This window comes from Gordonia sp. OPL2 (assembly GCF_003797825.1).
Lineage (GTDB): Bacteria > Actinomycetota > Actinomycetes > Mycobacteriales > Mycobacteriaceae > Gordonia.
In genome coordinates this window covers 36,932-61,201 of sequence record NZ_RKME01000015.1, presented here as the reverse complement: position 1 = coordinate 61,201, position 24,270 = coordinate 36,932, and the positions used below count along the sequence as shown (strand labels likewise).

General features: G+C 69.0%; 21 protein-coding genes and 1 riboswitch. Of the genes, 14 read left to right on the top strand and 7 right to left on the bottom strand.

Annotated elements, in window-relative coordinates; genetic code table 11:
• Window positions 1-5 precede the first annotated feature (5 nt).
• From EEB19_RS15090 to EEB19_RS15065, 6 genes are all read left to right on the top strand, one after another.
• A complete protein-coding gene (locus EEB19_RS15090; protein ID WP_262365688.1) occupies window positions 6-974 on the top strand; it encodes a DMT family transporter in 969 nt (322 codons plus the stop codon).
• 100 nt (window positions 975-1,074) lie between these two features.
• Complete coding sequence (locus EEB19_RS15085) at window positions 1,075-1,719, top strand: hypothetical protein (protein WP_187587640.1); 645 nt, start codon at window positions 1,075-1,077, stop codon at window positions 1,717-1,719.
• A 69-nt stretch (window positions 1,720-1,788) separates the two neighbouring features.
• Complete coding sequence (locus EEB19_RS15080) at window positions 1,789-2,337, top strand: TetR/AcrR family transcriptional regulator (RefSeq protein WP_187587638.1); 549 nt, start codon at window positions 1,789-1,791, stop codon at window positions 2,335-2,337.
• A gap of 209 nt (window positions 2,338-2,546) precedes the next feature.
• Window positions 2,547-4,118 carry an FAD-binding oxidoreductase gene (locus tag EEB19_RS15075; RefSeq protein WP_187587765.1) on the top strand — a complete coding sequence of 524 codons (1,572 nt, stop codon included), beginning with the start codon at window positions 2,547-2,549 and terminating at the stop codon, window positions 4,116-4,118.
• Between the two features lie 27 nt (window positions 4,119-4,145).
• Window positions 4,146-6,251, top strand: coding sequence for a phosphate acetyltransferase (gene pta, locus EEB19_RS15070; protein WP_187587636.1), 2,106 nt, complete (start codon window positions 4,146-4,148; stop codon window positions 6,249-6,251).
• On the top strand, window positions 6,248-7,468 hold the full coding sequence (locus tag EEB19_RS15065; protein WP_187587634.1) for an acetate kinase: 1,221 nt from the start codon (window positions 6,248-6,250) through the stop codon (window positions 7,466-7,468). Before pta ends, EEB19_RS15065 begins: the two co-directional genes overlap by 4 nt.
• Window positions 7,469-7,665: 197 nt before the next feature.
• Here EEB19_RS15065 and EEB19_RS15060 read toward each other — a convergent pair whose 3' ends face one another.
• The 3 genes from EEB19_RS15060 to EEB19_RS15050 are packed head-to-tail and all read right to left on the bottom strand — an operon-like array spanning window position 7,666 to window position 12,766.
• Window positions 7,666-10,293, bottom strand: coding sequence for a serine/threonine-protein kinase PknG (locus tag EEB19_RS15060; protein ID WP_187587632.1), 2,628 nt, complete (start codon window positions 10,291-10,293; stop codon window positions 7,666-7,668).
• 14 nt (window positions 10,294-10,307) lie between these two features.
• A complete protein-coding gene (locus EEB19_RS15055) occupies window positions 10,308-11,318 on the bottom strand; it encodes a glutamate ABC transporter substrate-binding protein (RefSeq protein ID WP_187587630.1) in 1,011 nt (336 codons plus the stop codon).
• Complete coding sequence (locus tag EEB19_RS15050; protein ID WP_187587629.1) at window positions 11,315-12,766, bottom strand: hypothetical protein; 1,452 nt, start codon at window positions 12,764-12,766, stop codon at window positions 11,315-11,317. The genes EEB19_RS15055 and EEB19_RS15050 overlap by 4 nt, the downstream gene beginning before the upstream one ends.
• Window positions 12,767-13,047: 281 nt before the next feature.
• On the opposite strand from EEB19_RS15050, the gene EEB19_RS15045 reads away from it, so the two are divergent.
• Window positions 13,048-13,530, top strand: coding sequence for an NUDIX hydrolase (locus EEB19_RS15045; protein ID WP_187587763.1), 483 nt, complete (start codon window positions 13,048-13,050; stop codon window positions 13,528-13,530).
• Window positions 13,531-13,575: 45 nt separating this feature from the next.
• Here EEB19_RS15045 and EEB19_RS15040 read toward each other — a convergent pair whose 3' ends face one another.
• Both EEB19_RS15040 and thiE read right to left on the bottom strand, forming a co-directional pair.
• Window positions 13,576-13,947, bottom strand: coding sequence for a hypothetical protein (locus EEB19_RS15040; RefSeq protein ID WP_187587627.1), 372 nt, complete (start codon window positions 13,945-13,947; stop codon window positions 13,576-13,578).
• A gap of 343 nt (window positions 13,948-14,290) precedes the next feature.
• On the bottom strand, window positions 14,291-14,986 hold the full coding sequence (gene thiE, locus EEB19_RS15035) for a thiamine phosphate synthase (protein WP_187587625.1): 696 nt from the start codon (window positions 14,984-14,986) through the stop codon (window positions 14,291-14,293).
• 21 nt (window positions 14,987-15,007) lie between these two features.
• Window positions 15,008-15,123: riboswitch (TPP riboswitch) on the top strand.
• On the opposite strand from thiE, the gene EEB19_RS15030 reads away from it, so the two are divergent.
• The 3 genes from EEB19_RS15030 to EEB19_RS15020 all read left to right on the top strand — a co-directional run bounded on the left by EEB19_RS15030 (window position 15,118) and on the right by EEB19_RS15020 (window position 17,205).
• A complete protein-coding gene (locus EEB19_RS15030; RefSeq protein ID WP_187587623.1) occupies window positions 15,118-16,236 on the top strand; it encodes an FAD-dependent oxidoreductase in 1,119 nt (372 codons plus the stop codon). (Overlaps the previous riboswitch by 6 nt.)
• A complete protein-coding gene (gene thiS / locus EEB19_RS15025; protein ID WP_187587621.1) occupies window positions 16,233-16,430 on the top strand; it encodes a sulfur carrier protein ThiS in 198 nt (65 codons plus the stop codon). The genes EEB19_RS15030 and thiS overlap by 4 nt, the downstream gene beginning before the upstream one ends.
• A gap of 1 nt (window position 16,431) precedes the next feature.
• Window positions 16,432-17,205 (top strand): thiazole synthase, encoded by a 774-nt coding sequence (locus tag EEB19_RS15020; protein WP_316245475.1) that lies wholly within the window; start codon window positions 16,432-16,434, stop codon window positions 17,203-17,205.
• A gap of 204 nt (window positions 17,206-17,409) precedes the next feature.
• Here EEB19_RS15020 and EEB19_RS15015 read toward each other — a convergent pair whose 3' ends face one another.
• Entirely contained in the window at window positions 17,410-18,579 is a 1,170-nt protein-coding gene (locus EEB19_RS15015; RefSeq protein WP_262365687.1) for an oxygenase MpaB family protein, read from the bottom strand.
• A gap of 142 nt (window positions 18,580-18,721) precedes the next feature.
• Between EEB19_RS15015 and EEB19_RS15010 the strand changes: the two genes are divergently transcribed.
• Window positions 18,722-19,285, top strand: coding sequence for a TetR/AcrR family transcriptional regulator (locus EEB19_RS15010; RefSeq protein ID WP_187587759.1), 564 nt, complete (start codon window positions 18,722-18,724; stop codon window positions 19,283-19,285).
• A 43-nt stretch (window positions 19,286-19,328) separates the two neighbouring features.
• On the opposite strand, the gene EEB19_RS15005 is transcribed toward EEB19_RS15010, so the two are convergent.
• Window positions 19,329-19,619 (bottom strand): DUF1330 domain-containing protein, encoded by a 291-nt coding sequence (locus tag EEB19_RS15005; RefSeq protein ID WP_187587617.1) that lies wholly within the window; start codon window positions 19,617-19,619, stop codon window positions 19,329-19,331.
• A gap of 53 nt (window positions 19,620-19,672) precedes the next feature.
• On the opposite strand from EEB19_RS15005, the gene EEB19_RS15000 reads away from it, so the two are divergent.
• From EEB19_RS15000 to EEB19_RS14990, 3 genes are all read left to right on the top strand, one after another.
• Window positions 19,673-20,713, top strand: a complete 1,041-nt coding sequence (locus EEB19_RS15000) for an ABC transporter ATP-binding protein (protein ID WP_187587615.1) — start codon at window positions 19,673-19,675, stop codon at window positions 20,711-20,713.
• Entirely contained in the window at window positions 20,710-21,462 is a 753-nt protein-coding gene (locus tag EEB19_RS14995; RefSeq protein WP_187587613.1) for an ABC transporter permease, read from the top strand. Before EEB19_RS15000 ends, EEB19_RS14995 begins: the two co-directional genes overlap by 4 nt.
• Before the next feature lie 119 nt (window positions 21,463-21,581).
• Window positions 21,582-24,191, top strand: coding sequence for a LuxR family transcriptional regulator (locus tag EEB19_RS14990; RefSeq protein ID WP_187587611.1), 2,610 nt, complete (start codon window positions 21,582-21,584; stop codon window positions 24,189-24,191).
• The last annotated feature ends 79 nt before the right edge of the window (window positions 24,192-24,270 follow it).

Here is a 24,270-nt window from a genome sequence, read left to right as displayed (position 1 = left end):
TGGGCATGCGCACGATCCCTCTGCCCGCCGTCGCCGCGACCGTCACCGTCGTGCTGTGGGCGTCGGCATTCGTCGTCATCCGCGACCTCGGCCCGGTGTTCTCACCCGGCCCGATGGCCTTCCTCCGGTTGCTGTTCGGCGTCGTCGCCCTCACCGCCGTCCTCGTGGTCACCCGAATGCGGACGGCAGGCCGTATGGCGCCACGTCCGGGATGGCCCCGCGGTCGGGCACTCGGGCTGGTCATCGCGTACGGCGTCGCCTGGTTCGGCGGCTACAGCGTGCTGCTGAACTGGGCCGAACAGCATCTCGACGCCGGGACGGCCGCGCTGCTGGTGAACGTCGCGCCCATCATCGTCGCGATCTACGCCGGGTTCTTCCTCGGCGAGGGCTTCACCCGGTCGCTGGTGGTCGGGATCGTCGTCGCGTTCGGCGGGGTCGTCCTGATCACGGCCGGCGGCGACGGCGCGCACGCCGACTGGCTCGGTCTGGTGCTGGGACTGATGTCGGCGGTGCTCTACGCGGCCGGGGTGTTGCTGCAGAAGGTCGCCTTGCGCGAGGTGGACGCAGTCATGGCGACCTGGCTCGGTGCGGTGGCCGGGCTCGTGGCCACCCTTCCGTTCGCGCCCACCGCGGTGCGTGAACTCGGCGCCGCGAGTGCCGGCGAGCTCGTCGCGATCGTCTTCCTGGGTGTCGGACCGACGGCGATCGCGTTCACCACCTGGGCGTATGCGCTGTCGCGGACCGATGCCGGCGCGATGGCGGCGACCACCCTCGTGGTCCCGGCGATCGTCATCGGGATGTCGTGGCTGTTCCTCGGCGAGCTTCCGTCGGCCCTGCGGGTCGTCGGTGGCGTCCTGTGCCTCGCCGGTGTGGCGATCGGGCGCGGTCTGGTGCGGTGGCCAACGCGTCGCACCGACCGGTGCGTCGGGATCCCCGACGACGAGGGGGTGCCGAGTTCGTCCGGAACTGGCTAATCTCATAAGCGGGTACATGACCGTGGTCCGAACACGACCGTGACCCCGAGACGACACGGTGACCCCGCGACCCAGCCGGGACCGTCGAGGAGAGATTCGCATGCGCAAGCTGACGGTTCCCATCGCTGCCGCGGCGGTCGTCGCTGCCGGCAGCGGCATCACGATCGCGGTGATCGGCCCGTCGCCGACAGCCGCGGCCCCGTCGTTCGTCACCTCGTCATGCGGTTCCTTCTCCGGTGTCGGACCCGCTCCCGATTGTGGTTTCCGCGTCACCGACCGGACTGTCCGGGTGGAGTTGCGCAACAACGGGTCTGCGCCCGTCCCCGTTGTCTGCACGCTCGGCCGCGTCGGCGCCACGCAGCCGGTCGCCTCGACCACGCTGGCGCCGAAGCAGCGGGGGGTGGTGTCGGCGACGTCGGCGCTCGCCGGGGCACAGGCGTACGTGATCGATTGTCAGAGTGCGGTGCCGGTGGGCAAGGAGGTCTCCCGGACTGCGGTCTTCACCGCGCGCTTCGCCGCTCCGGAACGTCGGACACCGACGCGCAGCCAGTTCGTCCGGCCCGCCCCACCCGAGCGGACCGCCTCCCCGACGGTGACCCTGCCCGCGCCTCCGCGTCGCACGACCACGACGATCACCCCCACCCTCACCGAGGAACCATCGCCGTCGGCTCCGGTCCGGCCGCTCGTACCCACGGACGAGCCGCCGCGCACGACCACCACGACGACGACCCCGCCGGTCGGCTGAGCCGACTCGGAGATGCGACCGGACATGGTCGTTCTCCGGCACCACCGATCTCCGATACCGTTGTGAGCCATGGATCGTGACCGCATGGTCGACGTGGGAGTCGCCGTCGTCTCCCGCTTCGGCGCCAAGGCGTTGAGTCTGACCTCTGTCGCGCGTCAGGCCGGAGTGGCCCGCGCGACCGCCTACCGGATGTTCGGCGGCCGGGACGCGCTCGTCGCGGCGATCGTCGAGCGTGAGGTCGCGACTCTGCGGGTGAAACTGCGTGAGTGGTCCGACACGGCGCCCGATCCGGCGGGCAAGGTGCGCGCACAGATCCGCAACGTGCTGCCCTACATCCGGGAACACGAAGCGCTGCAATACATCCTGCGGAACGAGCCGGAGGAGATCGTGCGGGCGCTGGTCACCACGAAAGACGGCGCAGGACCGACTTTGATCCACCAGATCGTCGCGGAGACCCTGCCCGACCTCGAGCCGGAGATCGGCGATCAGCTCTACCCGAGCTCGCAGGGCGCGGCCGAGTTCCTGGTGCGCACGATCTACTCGTTGATGCTCATCCCCGACAGCGCGCTCTCCGACGAGGAGATCGCCGACCTGGTCGTGCGTGCGATCGTGAAGTAAGGATTCGAGTCACTTCGAACCCGGCCTGGGCCTATCGCCGCGTGACAGTTAGTGTGAAAGTGTAACGCTGACGTTCACCGGAGGGGGAGGCCTGCATCGTGAACGATCTGACCACCGACAACACGACCGACACGAGCCCATCGGACGCCGGTGCGGACGTCCCACGGGAGACGACGCCGGTCGATGAGACGGCCCTGCCCGCGGTGCACATGCGCCGGCCGCGCTGGGGCGACCCCGCGACGCCCGGCCGGCTTCCGGAGGCGGCCGCCGGGCTCGCCACCGACCGCGGCGACCGGACCGGTGTCGATCCGGACGAGATCACCCTGGCGGACCCCGCGGTGCCGTCGGCGGCGCGGTCCGCGCTGATCGAGGCGCTCGGTGCCGATCACGTCACCGACGACCACCGCGCCCGCATCGACCACACCCGCGGGTACTCGACCCCGGACATCCTGGCGCTACGGGCCGGCGACGGCACGGATGCCCCCGACCTCGTCGTCACGCCCGGGTCGCACGACGACGTCCTGCGGATCCTGCAGATCTGCGCCGAGCACCGGGTCGCCGTCGTGCCGTTCACCGGCGGGACGTCGGTGGTCGGGGGACTCGCGCCGGACCGTGCGGGATTCGCGGGTGTGGTGAGTGTCGACCTCGCGCGTCTGGATCGCCTGGTCGACATCGACGAGGTCTCCCGGACCGCGACGCTGCAGGCCGGTCTGCGCGGTGTGCAGGCCGAAGAGCTGTTGCGGGCCAAGGGATTCACGCTCGGACACTTTCCCCAGTCCTATGAGGGCGCGGGACTCGGCGGATACGCGGCCACGCGATCGGCGGGTCAGTCGTCGGCGGGTTACGGCCGGTTCGACGAGATGGTCGAGGCCCTGGTCGTGGCGACGCCGCGCGGCACCATCGAGGTCGGTACCGCCCCGCGGTCGGCGGCCGGACCGGACCTCCGCCAGTTGTTCCTGGGTTCCGAGGGGGTGCTCGGCATCATCACCGCGGTGACCGTCCGCATCCACCCGCGGCCGTCCCATCGCGTGTTCGAGGGCTGGCGCTTCGACGACTTCGATTCCGGCGCAGCAGCACTGCGGGCACTCGTCCAGGACGGTCCGATGCCGACGGTGGTCCGTCTCTCCGACGAGATGGAGACCGCGGTCAATCTCGCCGATCCCGCCGCGGCCGGTGTCGGCGAAGACGTGGCCGCAATCGACGGATGTCTGGTCGTCGTCGGCTTCGAGGGTGAGCGCACCGAGGCCGAGATCCGCCGTACCGCCGCCACGTCCGTCCTCGAACGCCTCGGCGGAACGGCCCTGGGCACCGGGCCCGGCGAGGCTTGGCGGACCGGACGATTCCGCGGACCCTATCTTCGTGACCCCCTGCTCGACGCCGGAGTGCTGGTCGAGACGCTCGAGACGGTCACGTACTGGTCCCGGCTGAGTGACCTGCGCTCGGCGGTCACGGCGGCCCTGACCGACACGCTCACCGCTGCCGGCACGCCGCCACTGGTCATGTGTCACATCAGCCACGTGTACCCGGCCGGCGCATCGCTGTACTTCACCGTCGTCGCGCCGCAGACCGACGACCCGATCGCGCAGTGGTCGGCGGCCAAGACCGCCGCCAACGACGCGATCCGTGCGGCCGGCGCGAGCATCACCCATCACCATGCGGTCGGACGCGACCACCGGGTGGCCTATCACGCCGAGATCGGCGATCTCGCACTCGAGACGCTGCGTGCCATGAAGCAGACCCTGGACCCGACGGGGGTGTGCAACCCCGGCGTCCTGCTCTGAGGCGGTCGCTGCCGATAGGGTGGCGTCATGGGTGCAGACACCGCGACGTCGAGCAGCATCTACCTCGCCTCCGCCGAAGGGGACACCGGTAAGTCCACCGTCGCGCTGGGCCTGTTGGCCCTGCTGTCGGCGACCGGGGGACGCGTCGGTGTGTTCCGGCCGATCTCCCGCGGCGCGGCCGGGGAGCGCGACTACATCCTCGACCTCCTGATCGAACACGATTCCGTCGACATCCCCTACGAGGACTGCATCGGCGTCACCTATGACCAGGTGCACGCCGACCCCGACGGGGCGATCGGCGAGATCGTCGCCAGGTTCCATGCGGTCGAGGCGCGATGTGACACCGTGCTGATCATCGGATCGGACTACACCGACGTCGGAAACCCGTCCGAACTCAGCTACAACGCGCGGATCGCGGCCAACCTGTCGGCCCCGATCATCCTGGCGATCAAGGCAACCGGGCGCAGCGCGATCGAACTCCACGGCATCGCCGACCTGTTGCTGACCGAGATCTCCGCGGCACACGCCACCACCGCGGCCGTCGTGGTCAACCGGTGCGAACCGGAGTTGATGGTCGTCATCGGCAAGGAGGTCGAGAAGACGGGTGTGCCGACCTGGTGTCTGCCCGAGGACCCGGTGCTCTTCGCCCCCACCATGGCCGAGCTCAAGGAGGCCCTCGGCGCCGTGATGTACAGCGGCGACGACGACCTCCTCGACCGCGAGGCGCTGAAGGTCATGGTCGGCGGCATGACCGTCGAACACATCCTCGAACGGCTCACCGACGGCACGGTCGTGATCACCCCTGCGGACCGCTCCGACGTCCTGCTAGCTCTCGTCAACGCGAATACCGCACAAGGCTTTCCGCGACTCGCCGGCATCATCCTGAACGGCGGTCTGCGGCCGCACCCGATGATCCAGGCGCTGGTGGCCGGCCTCAAACCGACGCTGCCGATCATCTCCTGTGAGCAGGGGACCTACGAGACGGCTCGTACCGCCGCCCACACCCGGGGGCGGATCGGCCTCGGCTCGGCACGAAAGATCGAGGCGGCGCTGGCGTTGATGGAGGAACACGTCAATCCGGAGGCGGTGATGAAGGTCCTCGACGTGCGCTCGCCGTCGGTGGTCACGCCACAGATGTTCGAGTACAACCTCATCGCCCGCGCCCGCGCCGACCAGAAGCACATCGTGCTCCCCGAAGGTGAGGAGGACCGCATCCTGCGCGCTGCCGGCCGCCTGCTGCGACGTGGCGTCGCGCGGCTCACTCTGCTCGGTGATCCGGATGTGATCCGAACTCGTGCACAGGAACTCGGCGTGGACATCGGAGGAGTCGACATCATCGACCCGGACACGTCGGAGATCGTCGACGAGTTCGCCGCGATCTACACCGAGCTCCGCAAGCACAAAGGGATGGACCACGAACGCGCGGTCGAGACGATGCGCGACGTGTCCTACTTCGGCACCATGATGGTCCACACCGGCCGTGCCGACGGAATGGTGTCCGGTGCCGTGCACACCACGGCTCACACCATCCGGCCGGCATTCGAGATCATCAAGACGACGCCAGGGGTGTCGACGGTCTCGAGCGTCTTCTTCATGTGCCTCGCCGACAAGGTGTTGGCCTACGGCGACTGCGCCGTCGTTCCCGACCCGACCGACGAGCAACTGGCCGACATCGCGATCTCGTCCGCGCAGACCGCGTCGCAGTTCGGGATCGATCCGCGTGTGGCGATGCTGTCGTACTCGACCGGCCAATCAGGTTCCGGCGCCGACGTCGACAAGGTCCGGGTGGCGACCGGACTGGTGCGTGAACGGGCACCGGAGATCCTCGTCGAGGGGCCGATCCAGTACGACGCCGCCGTCGAACCCAGTGTCGCCGAGACGAAGATGCCCGACTCGCCGGTGGCCGGGCAGGCGACCGTGCTGATCTTCCCCGACCTCAACACCGGCAACAACACCTACAAGGCGGTGCAGCGCAGTGCCGATGCCATCGCGATCGGCCCGGTGCTGCAGGGGCTCAACAAACCGATCAACGACCTGTCGCGAGGTGCGCTCGTCTCCGACATCGTCAACACGGTCGCGATCACCGCGATCCAAGCGCAGGGACAGTCCGCGACGACGGAGGCCACGACATGACCGGCACGACCGCGACGTCGGCGAGGGGTGCGGTCCTCGTCCTCAACGCCGGATCATCATCGCTGAAATATCAGCTGCTGCAACCGGACACCGAGGAGGTGCTGGCCGACGGCGTCGCCGAGCGGATCGGGGAGGGCGAGTCGTCGATCACCCACGAGCAGGACGGTGAGGAGTCGACCGAGGTCCTCGCACTGCCCGATCACCACGCGGCCATCGAACGCGCCATGCGGTTCTTCGCCGATCACGGGACCGACCTCACGACGGCCGGTCTGCTCGCGGTCGGGCACCGCGTGGTGCACGGCGGACGCACGTTCTACCGGCCGACGTTGATCGACGCCGAGGTGATCTCCGAGATCTCCCGGATCTCCACCCTTGCGCCCCTGCACAATCCGGCCAACCTGATCGGGATCGACGCCGCGCGATCGCTGCTGCCCGACGTGCCGTCGGTCGCGGTGTTCGACACCGCGTTCTTCCACTCGCTTCCCGACGCGGCCGCCACCTACGCCATCGATCGTGGGGTCGCGGACCTCCATGCGATCCGGCGCTACGGATTCCACGGCACCAGCCACGAGTATGTGTCGCAGCAGGTGGCCGAGTTCCTCGATCGCCCCGTCGACGACCTCCACCAGATCGTGCTGCATCTCGGCAACGGTGCCTCGGCGTCCGCGATCGCCGACGGCACACCGATCGACACCTCGATGGGCATGACGCCTCTCGAGGGACTGGTGATGGGAACCCGCAGCGGAGACATCGACCCCGGGATCGTGTTGCACCTCAACCGCGTCGCCATACTCGGCGTCGACCAGATCGACACCCTGCTCAACAAGCAATCGGGATTGAAGGGGCTGTGCGGGGAGAACGACTTCCGGTCGATCACGGAGAAGATGGCCGCTGGTGACGCCGGCGCGCGACGGGCCTACGACATCTACATCCACCGTCTGCGGCGCTACATCGGTGCCTACATGATCGAACTCGGCCGGGTGGATGCGATCACCTTCACCGCCGGGGTCGGGGAGAACGCAGCCGGCGTGCGCGCCGACGCGCTGGCCGGGCTCGAGAACTACGGCATCGTCATCGACGCGGAGCGAAATGCCGTGCGCGCCAAACATGCCCGGCGCATCTCCGCCGACGACTCCGATATCGACGTCCTCGTGGTACCGACCAACGAGGAGTTGGCGATCGCCCGGCAGTCGGCCGCCGTCGTCGCGGCCCTCTGAGCGGCTGCTCCCTGAGGAGCGAGCTTGCGAGCGTCGTCCGATCCCTGAGGAGCGAGCGTGCGAGTGTCGTCCGTTCCCTGAGGAGCGAGCTTGCGAGCGTCACGAAGGGACCCTTCGTGGCTTCGTCGCCAACGCTCCTCGCACCTCAGGGGTCGGTGTGGGTGGGCCGAGCGAGCGAGCGTCACGAAGGGGCGACCTCAGAACAACGTGTCCGGGCGCACGTAGTTGGCCAGGTCGACGAGCATGAACCGGTGCGCGCGATTCGTCCGCGTCTGGCGGGCCAGCGCGCGCAGCGATCGTTCGGTGCCCGCACGCAGGCCCTGTTCGGTGAACGGATAGCCGAGGAGGGTCGTCGGCTGGAGGGCGGGATCGGTGTCGGGGTTCTCGTGCACCCATCCGAGCGCGGTCCCCAGGACGATCAACAGCAGCCGCTGCTTGCGGGGTTCGGTGTCGGGCATCACGCCGACGCGACGCGCGGCCTCGACGACCTGCTCCCGGGTCACCTCCTCCGTCGGCCTGCCGTGCACCAGCGCGAGCACGGCGGTCGCCCGGGCCGTGTTGAAGTGCCGACTGGTCGGCGGCACCTCGTCGAGGGGCTCGATCGCCTCGTCGACCTTGCCCTGCGCGATCGCCAGGCGGGCGAGACCGAAGGCGGCGGTGACGATCCCGTGATCGGTCAGCCACAGGTCGTGGTAGTGGTGGGCGGCGATGTCGAACAGCTCGGCGACACGTGACTTGTGGTGCGCCGACGGCGACACCTCGTCCGACAGCCACCGGCCGATGAGTTCGGCGGTCCCGGCGACGGCGAGTTTCGGAGCCACCTCACCCGGCATCGCCTGCAGCACATCGCTGAATCGCCGGTAGGCCAGCTCGGGCTCGTCGTTCATCAGCGCGCAGATCGCCAGATACCACTGCACCCGCCACGAATCCCCGTGGTGTGCCGACACATCCCGGAGGAGGGCCAGTGCGGTGTCCACGTCGTCGAGCTCGAGGTGGGCGCGCACCTCGGCGAGATCGATCTCCAGCGACGGATGCCGGTTCTTGCTCGGCCGACCGAGCATGGCGGTGAAACCGTCGGCACGCGCCGCGTGGATGGAGTCGAGGGTCTGGCGCGGATCCGACAACGCCGCCGACGTCAGCAGACTCGCTGCCGGATCCAGCGGATTCACCAGTGGCAGCGGCAATGCGCGGGCGATGTCGACGGGATCGTAGAACGCCGCCTGCTCGGGGTCGAAGAAGCCGTCCACCGGCGCGAGCATCAGGTCCGTACCGAACGTCGAGCGTTGCGGGGTGAACACCGTCGACAGCGACGGCCGCGGCACGCCCGTGTGCACGGCGACGATCTCGCGGAGCACGTTGAGCACCTGGGTGGTCATCTCGTCGGTGGTCGCGAATCGGTCGGCCGGGTCCGGTGCCGTGGCACGTTGCAGGAGAAGGTAATACGACGGATTGTCGCGGAACACCGGCGTGTCCTGCGGGGACGGCAGACCGTCGAGATATCGGCCGTCCTTCTTCGGCATGTCCACCGTGAGCGCGGCCAGCGTTCGTCCGATGCTGTAGATGTCCGTCGCCACCTGCGGTCCGGTCTTCACGATCTCCGGCGCCTGGAAGCCCGGCGTGCCGTACAAATGGCCGTAGCCGTTGATCGGCGAGACGGCGCCGAGGTCGATCAGCTTGACCTCGTCGCTGCCGACCATGATGTTCTCCGGCTTGACGTCGTTGTAGACGAGGCCGACGGAGTGCAGGTATCCCACGGCCGGAAGGACTTCCAGCATGTAGGACATCGCGTGCTCGACGGGCAGCAGCCCGGTGTGGCCGTCGGGATCGTCGTCGTCGTCGGAGGTGATCTGCTTGAGGGTCCGGCCACCGATGTACTCCATCACGATGTAGCCGAAACGGTCGTCGTAGTCGTTGATGTGCTCGACGAAGTTGTAGATCTTGACGATGCCGGGATGATTCACCGACGCGAGGAACTGCCGCTCGGCGACGGCCACCGCCTGCGCCTCGGAGTCCGACGAGTTGAGCAGACCCTTGAGGACCACCGGGCGGTCCGACACGTTCCGGTCGATGGCGAGGTAGATCCATCCGAGACCGCCGTGGGCGATGGCGCCGGCGATCTCGTACTGATCGGCGACGAGCGTCCCGCTGGCCAGGCCCGGCACGAAGGAGTATCTGGCTCCGCAATGCGGGCATTCACCCGTCAGATCCCCCTTGCCCGGCCCCCTCGACCGCCCGACCGGTTTGCCGCAGCGCCAACACGTCCGCTTGCTCTCGGCGATCACCGGATTGGTCAGGACCGCGTCCGCGGGCTCGATGTCGGTGATCTTGGGCAGTTCGACGAGTCCGCTGCCCAGCCGGCGATCGTGCACCATCGAACGGTTGCGCGGCACGAGGCGACGGCCTGATCCGAGTGACGCGATCACGTCGGTGGGGATGGTCGGTCCGGATCGGCCGGACACCCGGTCGGTGGTCGGATCGTCGTCGAGAATGGCGGACTCGAGGTCGTCCAGATCGGCCTTCTGCGTACCGACGTCGAGGTCGTCGAGACTCACGGCCTGGGTGCCGACGTCGAGCTGCTCGCGGGTGGCGGCCTCGGTACCCAGGTCGAGTTCCTCGCGGCTGACGGCCTGGGTGCCCGCGTCGAGTTCTTCGCGGGTCGCCGCCTGGGTGCCGACGTCGAGTTCGTCACGCGTTGCCGCCTGGGTACCGACGTCGGGATCGTCGGCGCACAACTCGTCCCGGCTGACCGCCTGGGTGCCCACGTCGACCGCTCCCGTGTCCTGATCGGGAGTCGTTGCGTCGGTGGCGCTCTCGCGGTCGGTCATCTCAGTCGGTCATCTCAATCGCGGTAGACGGGTATCGGCGGCCCCGAACTGGGACCGAGGATGGACAGCCAGCGGTTGTACATCTGATACCACTGACCGCTCGTCCGTAACTGATCGAGTACCCCGTTCACGAACCGGACCATGTCGTCCTGCCCCTTGGGGATACCCACCCCGTAGTACTCCTCGCCGAGACTCGGGCCCACCAGACGCACCCACGGATCCTGCTCCGCGAGGCCGGCGAGGATGGCGTCATCCGTGGTCGCCGCATCCACCTGCGCCTGCTGCATCATGACCAGGCAGTCGGCCCACGTGGTGGTGGTGACCATTCTGACACGTGGCTCGATGGATTGGATGCGGCCGATCGACGTCGCGCCGCGCGCCGCGCACACGCGCTTGCCCGCCAACTGGTCGGGTCCCGTGATGCCGGACATCTGCGTGGCCAGGATGCGTTGTGAGGCAGCATAATACGGACTCGAGAAGGAGACCTCGCGGGTACGGTCGCAGGTGATGCTCATCGTCTTCACCACGACGTCCACGGAATGGTCGACGAGCGCCTGTGTGCGTTCGGCCGAACTGAGCACCCGGTATTCGATGGTGCCCGGCTCGTCGAAGATGGCCTTCGAGATCGCACGGGCGATGTCGACGTCGAAACCCTGGATGTCGCCGGTGATGGGATCGCGGAAGCTGAACAGGTTGCTGCCGATGTCGAGTCCGACAATGAGCCGCCCACGGCCGAGGATGTCGGCCATGGTGCTGCGGATCGGCATCTGCGCCGGCACCGGCATCGGTCCGGGCCGCAGACTGACCGTGGCATCGCAGTTCTCCGAGTTCGGGGCCGGCTCCCGGGCCACGTCGGTCTCCGCCCCCGCGGGCGAGGGCTGCACCCCGAACGCGATCGGCGGCGGCGACGACGGCGCGGCGAACCGCACGCACCCGGTCGCCACGAGACAGATCGCCAGGCAGATCATCACCGAAGCGACCGCCCGACGACGACCGCCGGACGCGCTACAACGGCGCGGCCTCATCGATACTCCCGGATACGCGGGATCAGGCCGACCACCACGGCCGCCGCGGCGAACAGCGTGAGCATCAGGATGCCGGTACCGGTGTAGCCCAGAACGCGTTGCGCGGTGTTGATGTCGTCGCGGAACGACTTGCGGGTGACGGTGATGTTGTCGACGAGGGCGCGGTCGAGGTCGGCGTAGGCCTTCGCGGTCGAGTTCGGGCCGTCGCCCACGGTCATCAGGCGTGCCTGCGCGAAGTTGCCGGCACTCATCTGCGCGCGCACCTGCGCGTCGCGTTCCTTCCACTGGTTCAGCACGAAGTTCGCGTTGTAGAGCTGGGCGTCGGTGACCGGGCCGCCGTCGTCGTCGCCGCGGTCGCTCTTGATCCGATCGAGGGTGCGGCCGATCTCCGCGGTGGACTGGGCGAACGTGCGGTCGAGGTCTGCCTGGTCGCCCCGACGCACCAGCGACAACGTCTCCGCTGACCGTGCCTGCTGGGTCAGGATGCGCGCCGAGGTGAGTTCGCGCAGGGGATCGGCGCCGTCGATCCGGGCGTTGTTCGTGGCCGCCACCGACATCAGGCCGGACGCGAGGAGCCACACGGTCCCGACGACGACCGCGATCAACGCGGCGAGCACACCGAGGTTGAACCGCCGACGGGTCCGCCGGGCCAGATAGCGACTCGTGGCGACGAGAGCCACGATCAGGACGATGAGGGCGACGTAGACGCCCCACGGGGGAACGGTCAGCGCGCTCTGCGGATCGGCGATCGCCAGTGACCGTTGCTCGTAGAGACGTTGCGCCGCGGGCAGGATCTTCTCTTGCATGAGGCTCGACGCCTCACCGAGGTACGACGACCCGACCGGATTGCCCAGCCGGTTGTTGGTCCGGGCGACCTCCACGAGACCGCTGTACACGGGGATGCTGACGGCGAGGGTCTGCAGGTCCGCGTTGATCTCGCGGTTCTCGGCGCTGGTCGTGTCCTCGCCGGGCTCCTGTGAGGTGCCGGCGGCGATGATCAGCGACGACGATGCCGTCGCGAGCGCGTCGGAGTAGCGGGTGCGTAGTTCGGGGGACTCCAGACCACCGGAGATGAACGCGGAGTTGGCCGCCGCGTCGGCGATCGACAGGGAGCTGTAGAGGACCTGGGACGCCTCGGCCAGCGGTTCGGTCCGCTCGATCATCTCGCGCAGCGTCTCGGTGCGCTTCTCCAGCGTGGTGGACGCGTAGAAGCCTGCGCTCACACACATCACGGCGAGCAGCACCAGGATCAGGATCAGTTTGCCGGGGCTGGTGACTGCGTACCGGCGGACCGTGGTCAGCGGCGATTGCGCACGCTGACGGGCCGTGGTGACGAGGTCGCGCCGATCGGCGAGGACCTGTCGGATGGGGGGAGCCGTGGGACTGGGCCGGATCGTCCGGCCCGCGCGAGTGAGCGCGGTCCGCATGGGCGAGACGTCGCCGGTCACGTCAGGGCCCTTCCGAACTCTCCATGATTCCGGCGTCACTTTCCGATCGTGCCGGTTGCACCCGGCGTCGGTTCCACTGTCTCCACCTTGTCTGTCGCCCGGGGCGGCTGTCGCGTTTCAGTCCTGCTCTCAACCCTAGTCCCCACCACCCGGTCCGGCTCGCCTTGTGGACCTCGTGTCCGCAGGTCCGTTGCGCTCGTCCCTGGCCAGCGTCGCGTCACTCACATACCGTGGACGACATCTGGGGCCACTCGGGGCGGGGCGACGATCAGGAGGCATGCGTGCGCGGAGACGGTGACGGCTGGGTGATCGACCCGGATGGCTCTCGCTACTGGGGACGCAACGGCGCGGCCGGGCTCCTGCTTCGGGCCCCACTGCCCGACGGCGCGAACGCGATCCTGCTGCAACACCGTGCGGTCTGGTCGCATCAGGGCGGCACGTGGGGATTGCCCGGGGGTGCCCGCGATTCGCACGAGAGTGCCATCGACACCGCGATCCGGGAGGCCGACGAGGAAGCCGGGATCGGCGGGACGGATCTGCGCATCGTCGCCGCCGTCGTGACCCATCAGGCGCCGAGCGGCTGGACCTACACGACGGTGATCGCGGAGGTCGACATGCCGGTCCACACCATCGCCAACGGCGAGTCCGCCGAATTGCGGTGGGTGCCGGAGGACGAGGTCGCAGCACTTCCGTTGCATCCGGCGTTCGGTCAGGCCTGGCCCGACCTGCGTGAGCGCATCATGGCGCTCGATCTCCAGCGCTGACGTCGGTCGCGCAGGTCGGGCCAGGGGCGGGACCGACGATTGCGTTCAGCCGACGACGAGCAACCGATTCGCGCCCGCGATCAGCGCATTGAGGCCGGCCTCGTCGCCGGTGGCGCCGTCGCCATAGGCCCAGCACTGCCGACCGTCGTTCTCGCAGAGCAGGAAGATGGTGATCGTGCCGTCGACCTCCCGCTGATGCAGACGGACGATCTGCACGGGTGCGCCGATGTCGTACAGGATCGACGTCATCGCGCCGATCGGGCCGGACGCGGTCGCCTGCACCGACATGATGGTGTCGGAGAAGGCGATCGTCGCGCGGCACGTGACCATGTCCTCGCGCGCGGTCTCCATGCTCCAGGAACCGAGCCGGATGGCGCCGGTCGGTGCGTACTCGTCAGCGAAGTTCTGCCAGGTCATCCCGATCGCCTCCTCACGCATGCCTCGGGGCAGTCTGCAGCCGTAGCGGCTCGAGAACGGATCTTCTCGGCCGTCCCGCGCCGGGGCACAGGACGAGGATCTGTGAGAAAAGTGAAGGCTGTGCATCTCGTGTCGTCGTTTCGGTCGAACAGATGGTGACCGACGAGAAGAGAGCGCAACGACCCCGCAGCGGGGGGTCGGTCGAATCAGACCCCGCTGCGGCGGGTTACGAGAATGCTCTTCATGTGCGACATGATGCCGACCACGGTAGTCCCCCGCCCGCGGCTGCGGCAACCGTGTTCCTCGCGCGCACGACTGCGCCGAACGCGCGTCGAGACAAGCGTCAGCGACTGACCTGATGTCCGCTTAGTAGAGCCCGCAACCGGATCGCGGCGGCGGTGGGGTCGTCGGCGGCGGTGATCGCGCGGACGACGACGGCCCGCCGTGCACCGGCCGCGGCGACCTCGGGCATCCGGTCGGCGTCGATCCCGCCGATCGCGAACCAGGGTGTGGTCGCGCCCGCCGCGGCAGCCGCTCGTACCAGGTCGAGCCCGGGTGCGCTCCGGCCCGGTTTGGTCGGCGTCGGCCAGCACGGTCCGACGCAGAAGTAGTCGAGTTCGTCGTCGGCGACGGCGGCGGCCATCTGCTCGACGTCGTGGGTGGACTGTCCGATCAGGATCTCGGGCCCGACGATCCGTCGCGCCTGCGCAGCGGACAGATCCCCCTGCCCGACGTGCAGTACGTCGGCGTCGGCGAGGGCCGCGATGTCAGCGCGGTCGTTGACGGCGAGCAGGGCACCGCGATCCTGCGTCACCGCCCGCAGTCGCGCCAGGATCTCCAGTTCCTCACGTGCCTCGAGTGTTCCGAAGCGTGACTCGCCGACCGACCCCTTGTCGCGGAGTTGGACGAGGTCGACGCCACCGTCGACGGCCGCCGCGACGAAATCGATCAGGTCGCCGCGCTCGCGACGGGCATCGGTGCACAGGTACAACCGCGAGTTCTCGAGGCGGTCGGTGCGCAGGCGTCGCGAGGTGGTCACGCGGGCAACGGTAGGCTAGCGGTGCAACGACACGGGAGTCCGGGGGTACGCCGGGCTGAGAGTGCGGGACGAACCCCCGCTGACCGTTTGACCTGATCCGGGTAATGCCGGCGAAGGAAGGAGGTCATCGGATGACCCACTCTCCGAATCGCACCGATTCGCCGAACCGCACCGGTGGTGCGCCGCGATCGCTGGCCGTCGTCGGCGGCGGCGTCATCGGCCTGACATGCGCGCTCGCCGCCCTCGATGCGGGTCGTCGCGTCCACGTGTACGACGCCGGGGCCGATGGTCGTGCCGCCTGGGTGGCCGCCGGGATGCTGGGCTCCCTCGGCGAGGGACACCCCGGTGAGGACGAACTCCTACGCCTCTCGGTCGCTTCGGTGCGCCGCTGGCCGGACCTCGTCGCCCGACTCGGTGATCCCGCTGTCCTGGCGGCCGTCGACTCGCTGTTCGTGGCCGCGTCGTCGGCCGACGCCGAACACCTCGCCACACTCGCCGAGTTCGTGTGGGCCCGACAGCCCCGGGCCGACGACGACCTGCGACGCGTCGACCTCGCGGAGATACGACGACTCGAGCCCACGCTGAGTTCCCGGATGCACAGCGGTTTCCTCGCCGTCGGCGAGGGGGCCGTGGACAACCGGCGGCTGCTGGCCCGTCTGCGTGACGCGGTTGTCGCCGGTGGTGGGCAGATCGTGCAGGAGCGCGTCGCCGACCTCGCCGACGTCGACGCCGAGGATGTGCTCGTCGCCGCCGGCCTCGGGACTCGCGCGCTGCTCCCCGAGGTCGAACTGCATGCCGCGAAGGGCGAGATCCTGCGACTGCACCGGACGCGGTGGTCGGTGCCCGGTCCGGAGCGGGTGGTCCGGGCACGCATGCACGGACGTTCCGTGTATCTCGTGCCCCGCCGGGACGGGATCGTCGTCGGCGCAACACAATACGAGCCGTACGAGGAACAGAGCGTGGCCCCGGAGGTCGGCGGTGTCGCCGACCTGCTCGCCGACGCGACAGAACTGATGCCGGGTATCCGGACCTACGAACTCGCCGAGGCGGGTGCGGGTCTGCGGCCCTGCACGGCCGATGGGCTGCCGATCATCCGGCGCATCGACGAACGGGTCGTCGTCGCCTCCGGGCACGGCCGCAACGGAATCCTGTTGGCGCCGTACACCGCCGACGCGGCGATGGCCGTGCTCGACGGCGCCGCGACCGACCACGACCAGGTGGCCACATCCACCGGAGGAGCGCAACGATGACCGTCGTCGTCAACGGAGAGAGTCACGACCTGGGGACCGACGCCTCTGTCGGTGCTCTGGTCGCGAAGCTGGGTCTGCCCGATCGCGGGATCGCGGTCGCGGTCGACGGTGAGGTGATACCCCGGGGAAGGTGGGATCGGATGCTGCACGACGACGCACAGATCGAGATCGTGACGGCGGTGCAGGGTGGGTAGCGTGGTGTCGGCGGACATCGACGCACCGCTGCGGATCGCCGACCGAGAACTGACATCGCGGTTGATCATGGGGACTGGTGGTGCGACGAATCTCGCTGTGCTGGAACGAGCCCTGGTGGCGTCGGGGACCGAGCTGACGACAGTCGCGTTGCGGCGGGTCTCGCCCGAGTCGCGGACCGGGCTGATCGAACTGCTCCGCCGGCTCGACATCGCGATCCTGCCGAACACGGCGGGCTGCCACACCACGGCGGAGGCGGTGCTGACCGCGCAGCTGGCGCGAGAGGCCGTCGAGACCCACTGGGTGAAACTCGAGGTCGTCGCCGACGAGCGGACCCTGCTGCCCGATCCGATCGAATTGGTCGACGCCGCACGGGCTCTCGTCGACGACGGTTTCGCGGTCCTCGCCTACACGAACGACGACCCGGTACTCGCCGGACGTCTGCAGGATCTCGGGGTCGCCGCGGTGATGCCGTTGGGCTCGCCCATCGGCACGGGACTGGGCATCGCCAATCCGCACAACATCGAGATGATCGTCGCCGACGCTGCGGTGCCGGTGGTGCTCGATGCGGGGATCGGCACCGCCAGCGATGCCGCTCTGGCGATGGAACTCGGCTGCGACGCAGTGCTTCTCGCGTCGGCCGTCACCCGCGCTGACGACCCCGAACGGATGGCCACGGCGATGCAGCACGCGGTGATCGCCGGTCGTCACGCCGCCGGGGCCGGCCGCATCCCCAAACGGTTCTGGGCGCAGGCGTCGTCGCCGGCGCGGGGGTGATTCGCCCTTCGTGACGCTCGGCTGGCGCCTCGCTCCTCAGGGATCGGACCTCGCCGACTGTGCCCTCGAATTCGCCGACCGTGCCCTGGATTTCGTCGAGCGTGCCCGGGATTCCAGCAAGCGTGTTCTCGTGGACCCGGTCGGCGGAATCCAGGCACGGTCGGCGAAAAGTTGGACACGGTCAGCGGTGGGTGGTGCTGTTTGTCACGAGGGCTGCCGCTGGGGGACAGCAGGTGCGTTGTCCACCAGTTGGTGGGTGACGCCGTAGGCCGTCCGCATCCGGGTCATCTCGACGTCGCGAGATCGGTAACCCCTGCGCGACAATCTCTCCCGCCCTCCGCCGACGACCATGCGCGCCCGGCCGGCCGCTGCCATCATCGGCCCGGCCGCGCGAATGACGTGCTTGAGGCGGGTGTCCGGTATGTGTAACGCGTCGGCGTCGTCGTCGCCGAGGAAGACCCGTTGGAGACCATGCATCACCGTGCTCGCCACCGCGTGCCGCATCGTCGCCGGTCCGGCGAGGACGTTCGCCAGTTCGGGGACGAGGTAGTCGTCGGTGAGGGCGAACACGAACTCGCGGTCGTGCTCGTCGGGCCCCGGCGAGGTGAGCCGATACAGCTCCTCGATGCGAATGTGGTCGGCGGCGTCACGGGGATTCAGCCGATCGTCCATGCCGATGACATGACCGACGTAGCGCCACAGGTGATAGATCGCGTCGAGGTCGTCCTCGGAGAACCGGACGCCGAGGGTGTGCATGGCGTCGAGCGCGATGTGGCCGAACTCGGCCATCGTGAATGCCATGTAGGGCTGCGGGATGGGCACGCCCCAGGCGGTCTCGTCCCACGTGCCGAGCCGATACATGCCGCGGCGGACGTGGGCATGGATCAACCGGACTCGGACGGTGTAGGCGAAGCCACCGCCGTCCCGGCGCATCCCGCCCGGCGTGATCACCTGGCGCAGCCACTCGCCGACCTCGACCGACCGGATCGCGGGCATCGACGCGTAACGGCCGGTCAGGACCAGCGGCTTGCCGGCGATGCTGTTGCCGGCGCCGCGCAGCAACGACGCCGCGCCGAGCACGATGCCGAAGGCCGCAGTGTGCCGGATCAGGGCGTCGGCGGCGCGGTCGAGCCGGTCGTGGTCGACCCAGTCGGGTTCGTCGTCGAGAAACGCGAACAGCGCACGCAGCGACTCGGGTGCGTCGTCGACGGCGTCGATGCCGCGCTCGAGCGCGGTGCGGACCGCCGCGGTCGCCGACGACCCGGCGAACGACGTGTCCACGACGGCATCGGCGAGCTCGTCGCCCTGCCACATCGAGGCGACCCAGTACTCGCCGACGGCGCCGTGGCGGGCACGGGCACGGTCGACGTTCACCAGTTCTTTCGGGGCGCGAGATCCACGACTTCAGTCAAACACGAGGAATCCTCACTTACCATTCACTTTCATGACCGGACCGTCTCGTCGTCCCGCACGTCGGGCGACCCGCGCCCGACCACAGCAGGCGCGCAGCGCTGAGATGCGACGACTCCTTCTGTCCCAGACCGTCGAACTCCTCCGCCGACGACCCGGTGTCCGGCCGACGACGGCTCAGCTCGCTGATCGCGCTCACGTCAGCATCGGCACGGTGTACCGCTATTTCGCCGACATGGACGCCGTCGTCGACGAGCTGCGCGCAACCGCGATCCGCGACATCACCACCTCTCTTGCCGTCGGCGTTGGCAGCGCGATGGATGCCGAACCGATGGCCGCGATGGTGACCATCGTCGAGACGCTCACGGCGGCGTTCGAGAAGCACGATCCGGTGCTCCGCGTCTCCTACTCGACGGCGGAGGCGGAGTTCGGCGAGGCGTGGGCGGAGGTGGAGGAACCGCTGGTCCCGTTGGCCCGCATCCTGCCCGCACGCCTGCGGCCGGACCTCGATCAGCGGGCGCTCGACGACTTGGTCTTCCTCACCATGGGCGCGACCGCCAACCTCTGCCTGCGGATCGCGCTGCTGCGACCGCCCGACGCCGACCGTGCCGCGCTGATCTCGACGGCTGCGCGAATGTTGTTGGCCGCGTTCGTGCCCGCAGAATCGTGACGACAGCCTGCTCGTCGGGCTCGACGGCCCACCAGCGCGGCGGTCAGTCGAGGTCGACCCGCCACAACTGTGTCCGCGCCACGCACGCGTCGCGGCGGTCGGTCATCGCCGTCCGACGCGGATCGCCCATGTAGGCGTCGAACCCGGCGTCGTCGTCGAACGAGATGAGCTGCGTCTCGAGCGGTTGTGACCCATCGGCGTCGACGCTGCGCGCCCGGCTCACGACGCGGCCGCGGTGCTCGCCGAGCAGCCGGAGGACGTCGTCCTCGTAGGCGTGGAGTTCCGCCTCACATCCCTCGACGGGCCAGAGCAGTACGGCAAGAGTGACCGACACGCGGCCAACGCTACCCACTCGGCGTGTTCGCGACGCCTGTCTATGGTCGAGGTGTGCTGAGAGTCGAGAACCTGACCAAGGTCTTCGGGCAGGTGCGTGCCGTCGACGACCTCACCTTCGAGGTCCGACCCGGGCTCGTCACCGGATTCCTCGGACCCAACGGAGCCGGTAAGTCGACGACGATGCGGATGATGCTCGGGCTGGACCGGCCGACGGCGGGCTCCGCGACGATCAACGGCAGCCCATACCGCGACCTCGACCATCCGCTGCGACAGGTCGGCGCCCTGCTGGACGCCGGCTGGATACATCCGAACCGCAGTGCCCGCTCCCACCTCCGATGGATGGCTGCCTCCAACGGACTGCCGGCCCGACGGGTCGATGAGGTGCTCGACCTCGTCGGCCTCGGCTCGGTCGCGTCGAAGAAGGCCGGCGGGTTCTCGCTCGGTATGAAGCAACGCCTCGGTCTGGCCGGTGCGCTGCTCGGCGACCCGCACACCCTGCTGTTCGACGAACCGGTCAACGGACTCGATCCCGAGGGGATCGTCTGGATCCGCGGGTTCATGAAACACCTCGCCGCCGAGGGGCGCACCGTCCTGGTGTCCAGTCACCTGCTCGCCGAGATGTCGTTGACCGCCGACCATCTCGTGGTCATCGGGCAGGGACGCCTCATCGCCGACTGCTCGGTCAGCGATTTCACCGGCCAGGCCGCACGCAGTGTGCGCGTGCGCAGTCCGCGCCTGGCGGATCTGCATCGGCTGCTCGCGGAATCAGGCCTCGCCGTGACGGCGGGATCGGCCGCCGACGGACAGCCGTTCCTGTCGGTCGCCGACGTGACCACCGAGCAGGTCGGTGACATGGCCGGTCATGCCGGGATCGTGCTGCACGAGTTGACCACGACGAGTGCCTCGCTGGAGGAGGTGTTCATGTCGATGACCGCGGCTGCCGTCCAATATCAGGGCGGCGCGCCCAGCCCTCGACAACCATTGCCCGGGACACACCCGCCGTCGGCGCCCTTCCCGCCGAACCAACAGAACACGACGTATCCGCAGAACCCCACGAATCCGCACACCTCGATGCCGGAGGGCCCGCGATGATCACCGCGATGAACGCCGAACGCATCAAGCTGACATCGACCCGCTCGCCGTACTGGTGCGTGGGGATCGTCGCCCTGCTCGCCATCGGAGTCGCGGTGCTGACGGGCGCGACGGTCAGCGGCCCGCTGGCTCCGACCCCGCTCGAGTCGGCGTGGACTGCGCTCGTCGGACTCAACTCGTTCGGGGTGCTGGTCCTGATGATCATGGCGGTCCTCGCGGTGACCAGCGAGTACCGGTTCGGCACCATCCGCACCACCTTCCAGGCCATCCCGCGCCGGTCCACGGTCCTGCTCGCCAAGGCCGCCGTCTTCGGGGTGCTCGCGTTCGTCGTCACCCTCGTCCTGGCGGTCGTGGGAGTGGTGCTGGCCAAGGCGTTCTCCGGGTCGTCGGGCGGCATTGAGCTCGGCGACAGCGGGGTGTTGCGGCAGATCTGGGGCACGCCGGTCATCGCGGCGCTGTATGTGCTGATCGGACTCGGTGTCGGCGCGATCGTCCGGCACACTGCGGGTGCCATCGTCATCGTCCTGATCTGGAATCTCGCGGTCGAGTCGATCCTGTCGATCCTGCCGAAGGTGGGGGAGCACATCGCACCGTTCCTCCCGTTCGCGAACGGCAGCCGCTTCCTCAACGGATCGCTCGACGACACCGGATATCACTGGAACGCTTACGGATCGCTCATCTACTTCGCGGTGTTCGCGGTCGTCGTGTTCGTGGCCGGAATCCTGGTGACCGACCGCCGCGACGCCTGAGCTGCTCTCAGCCGGCTCCCTCAGCGGCCACGCCGCAGACGTAGCGGAAATCGTCGCCAGGCGCCGATTCCCGCTACGTCTGTCGAGTCCCGGGCGGGTCAGGACTAAAATCTGCAGCCATGTCCCCGAACTGGCCTCTGGTCGAGCGCGAGAAGGAATTCCGCATCATCCGCGCGGCCCTGCGTGGGGAGACGGCCGCCTGCGGCGTCGTCCTGACGGGTGACTCGGGGGTCGGGAAGACGACGCTCGCCCGCCACGTCACCGCCGCCCTCGACGGCGGGGTGCGCTGGGTGGCCGGAACGGAGTCGGCCCGCAGCATCCCCCTCGGGGTGTTCGCCCACCTCGTCGGTCCCGCCACCACCAGCGATCCGGTCACCTACCTCGCCGCGGCACGCGAATCACTGCTCGCCGACGGCAATGTCGTCATCGGGGTCGACGACGCGCATCTGCTCGACGAGCTGTCGGCGACGCTGCTGCACCAGCTGGCGATCGACCGCGCGGTGCACATCGTGGCGACCGTCCGCAGCGGCGAGTCTGTCCCCGACGCCGTGACGTCGCTGTGGAAGGACAACCATCTCACGCGGATCACGTTGTCGCCGTTCACAAAACATCAGAGCGTCGAACTGATCGAATCCGTGCTCGGTGGCCAGCTGGAGGGTCTGTCGGCCGACCTCATGTGGGATGCGTCCGGCGGCAACGCCCTGTTCTTGCGGCACCTCGTCGAGGGAGCACGCCAGGCCGACACACTGCGTCAGGTGAACGGGGTCTGGCAGCTGCGGGGCCGCGCCGCGATCACCTCCGAGCTCGCCTCGTTGCTGGAGAGCCGGATCGAACAGCTCGACGACTCGGTGCTGACGGTGCTCAAATACCTGGCGCTGTGCGAGCCGCTCGACATCGACATCCTGGCCGAACTCGCCGGGGAGGAAGCGGTCGAGGAGGCCGAGATCGCCGGACTCGTCCGCATCCTGCGCGACGGTCGACGACTGAACGTCCAGTACAACCACCCGCTGTTCGGTGAGGTCATCCGGCATCGGCTCGGCCTGGCATCGTCGCGCCGCCTCCGGGGTCGGCTCGTCAAGGCCCTGCAGTCCCGTGGCACCGACACCGCCGCCGAACGTATACGGCTCGCCGACCTCGCCCTCGAGAGCGACGTCGCGATCGATGCCGACCTGATGAGTGCCGCCGCCCGCGATGCGCTCGGCTTCGCCAATGCCCCGCTGGGAGAGCGCTTCGCCCGCGCGGCGCTCGCGGAGGGCAACGGTGGACTCGGTGCCGCCGAGCCGTTGGCACGATCGTTGATGTGGCAGGGCAATGCCACCGAGGCCGACCGGGTGCTGGCCGCCTTCCGGCCCGACGACCTCAGCGACATCGAGCTGATCTACTGGGGTGGAATACGTTTCGCCACCGTCTTCTGGGCCCTCGGCGATGCCGACCGCGCAGACGAGATCCTCGCGATGCTTCGGGAGAAGGTCACCGACCCCAATCTCGCCCTGGTGGTCACGGGATTCGCCTCGGCGTGCGCGATCTTCGAGAACCGCGTCGACGACGCGATCGCACTGTCGGACGAGGTGCTGACCTCGTCGACCCCGTCGCCGTGGGCCGTGGAGTGGGCGGTGTTCGGCGGCAGCCTGGCGCGCGCCCTGACCGGGCGGGGGCACGAGGTCGCGGAACTCGCATCACGGGCACGGGACGCCGAGGCCGTCACCGACGGCCTGCTGCGCTTCCCGGCCGGGCTCGGCGAGATCCTCGCGCTCACCCTCACCGGACAGCTGGAGCACGCGGGAACGCGGGCGAACCGCTACGTCGAGTTCTCCAACGTCGGGCAATATCTCGGCTGGGCGATGGCCGGCATCCTGGTGTCGGTCGTCGACCTGGCCCGAGGGGACAGCGCCGCCGTCGCACGGCAGATGGAGCAAACGCTCGCGACCCTCGACAGCGGCAGCGGTGACGCCGAGTCGTGGAACTATCCGGCGATGTTCTACCTGGTCCAGGCGCTGTCGGCGGCCGGACGCACCGACGACGCCGAGCGGGCCCTGCGGACCGCCGACGACCGGTTCGGCCGACACATCGCCGTGTTCGGACCGATGTTGACCATCGCCCGCGCCTGGCAGCAGGCCTCCGCCGGGACCGTGTCGCTCGCGGTGGACACCGCGCGCACCGCCGCCACCGAGGCCGGTGAAACGCGCCAGTTCGCGATCGAGGCCGAGGCGTTGCACACCGCGGCGCGTTTCGGCGACACGACGGTCGCCGAACGGCTCCGCGAACTATCGGGCTTCCTCGACGGACCGCCCGCAGGCCTCTACGCACGGCACGCCGAAGCCCTCGCGGCGGCGGACGCCGTCGAATTGGATCTGTGCGCAAGCGAGTTCGAGGCGCTGGGTTTCCGGTTGTCGGCGGCCGACGCAGCCGCGCAGGCCAGTGTCCTGCACGAGGCCGCGGGCTCGCGGTCGGCGACGGTCGCCTCCGCTGCCGTCGCGAACCGGCTCTCGGCCGACTGCGGCGGACTGCGCACCCCGGCATTGGTCGAGGCCGCCCAACCACTCCCGCTGACCTCGCGGGAACGGGAGATCGCCAACCTGGTCGCGGCCGGCCTGTCCAACAAGGAGATCGCGCAGCGTCTCACGGTGTCGGTGCGTACCGTCGAGGGCCACATCTACCGTGCGTGCACCAAGCTCGACGTCACCGACCGGTCCGAGATCGCCGCGCTCTTGCGACGCTCCGACGCCTGACGGCCCCACCTCCACGGTCCGGTCCCTGCGGGCGTGCGTGCGTTTCCACGGTCCGGTCCCTGCGGAGCGGGCGTGCGTT

Bases quoted from the DNA above. Each gene is read 5' to 3' on its own strand.
- EEB19_RS15065 (WP_187587634.1), top strand. From the start codon at position 6,248: ATGACCGGCACGACCGCGACGTCGGCGAGGGGTGCGGTCCTCGTCCTC.
- EEB19_RS15030 (WP_187587623.1), top strand. From the start codon at position 15,118: ATGACCCACTCTCCGAATCGCACCGATTCGCCGAACCGCACCGGTGGT.
- EEB19_RS14995 (WP_187587613.1), top strand. From the start codon at position 20,710: ATGATCACCGCGATGAACGCCGAACGCATCAAGCTGACATCGACCCGC.
- EEB19_RS15075 (WP_187587765.1), top strand. From the start codon at position 2,547: ATGCGCCGGCCGCGCTGGGGCGACCCCGCGACGCCCGGCCGGCTTCCG.
- EEB19_RS15080 (WP_187587638.1), top strand. From the start codon at position 1,789: ATGGATCGTGACCGCATGGTCGACGTGGGAGTCGCCGTCGTCTCCCGC.
- thiS (WP_187587621.1), top strand. From the start codon at position 16,233: ATGACCGTCGTCGTCAACGGAGAGAGTCACGACCTGGGGACCGACGCC.
- EEB19_RS15055 (WP_187587630.1), bottom strand. From the start codon at position 11,318: ATGAGGCCGCGCCGTTGTAGCGCGTCCGGCGGTCGTCGTCGGGCGGTC.
- EEB19_RS15090 (WP_262365688.1), top strand. From the start codon at position 6: ATGCGCACGATCCCTCTGCCCGCCGTCGCCGCGACCGTCACCGTCGTG.
- EEB19_RS14990 (WP_187587611.1), top strand. From the start codon at position 21,582: ATGTCCCCGAACTGGCCTCTGGTCGAGCGCGAGAAGGAATTCCGCATC.
- EEB19_RS15085 (WP_187587640.1), top strand. From the start codon at position 1,075: ATGCGCAAGCTGACGGTTCCCATCGCTGCCGCGGCGGTCGTCGCTGCC.
- EEB19_RS15040 (WP_187587627.1), bottom strand. From the start codon at position 13,947: ATGACCTGGCAGAACTTCGCTGACGAGTACGCACCGACCGGCGCCATC.
- EEB19_RS15010 (WP_187587759.1), top strand. From the start codon at position 18,722: ATGCGACGACTCCTTCTGTCCCAGACCGTCGAACTCCTCCGCCGACGA.
- EEB19_RS15060 (WP_187587632.1), bottom strand. From the start codon at position 10,293: ATGACCGACCGCGAGAGCGCCACCGACGCAACGACTCCCGATCAGGAC.
- pta (WP_187587636.1), top strand. From the start codon at position 4,146: ATGGGTGCAGACACCGCGACGTCGAGCAGCATCTACCTCGCCTCCGCC.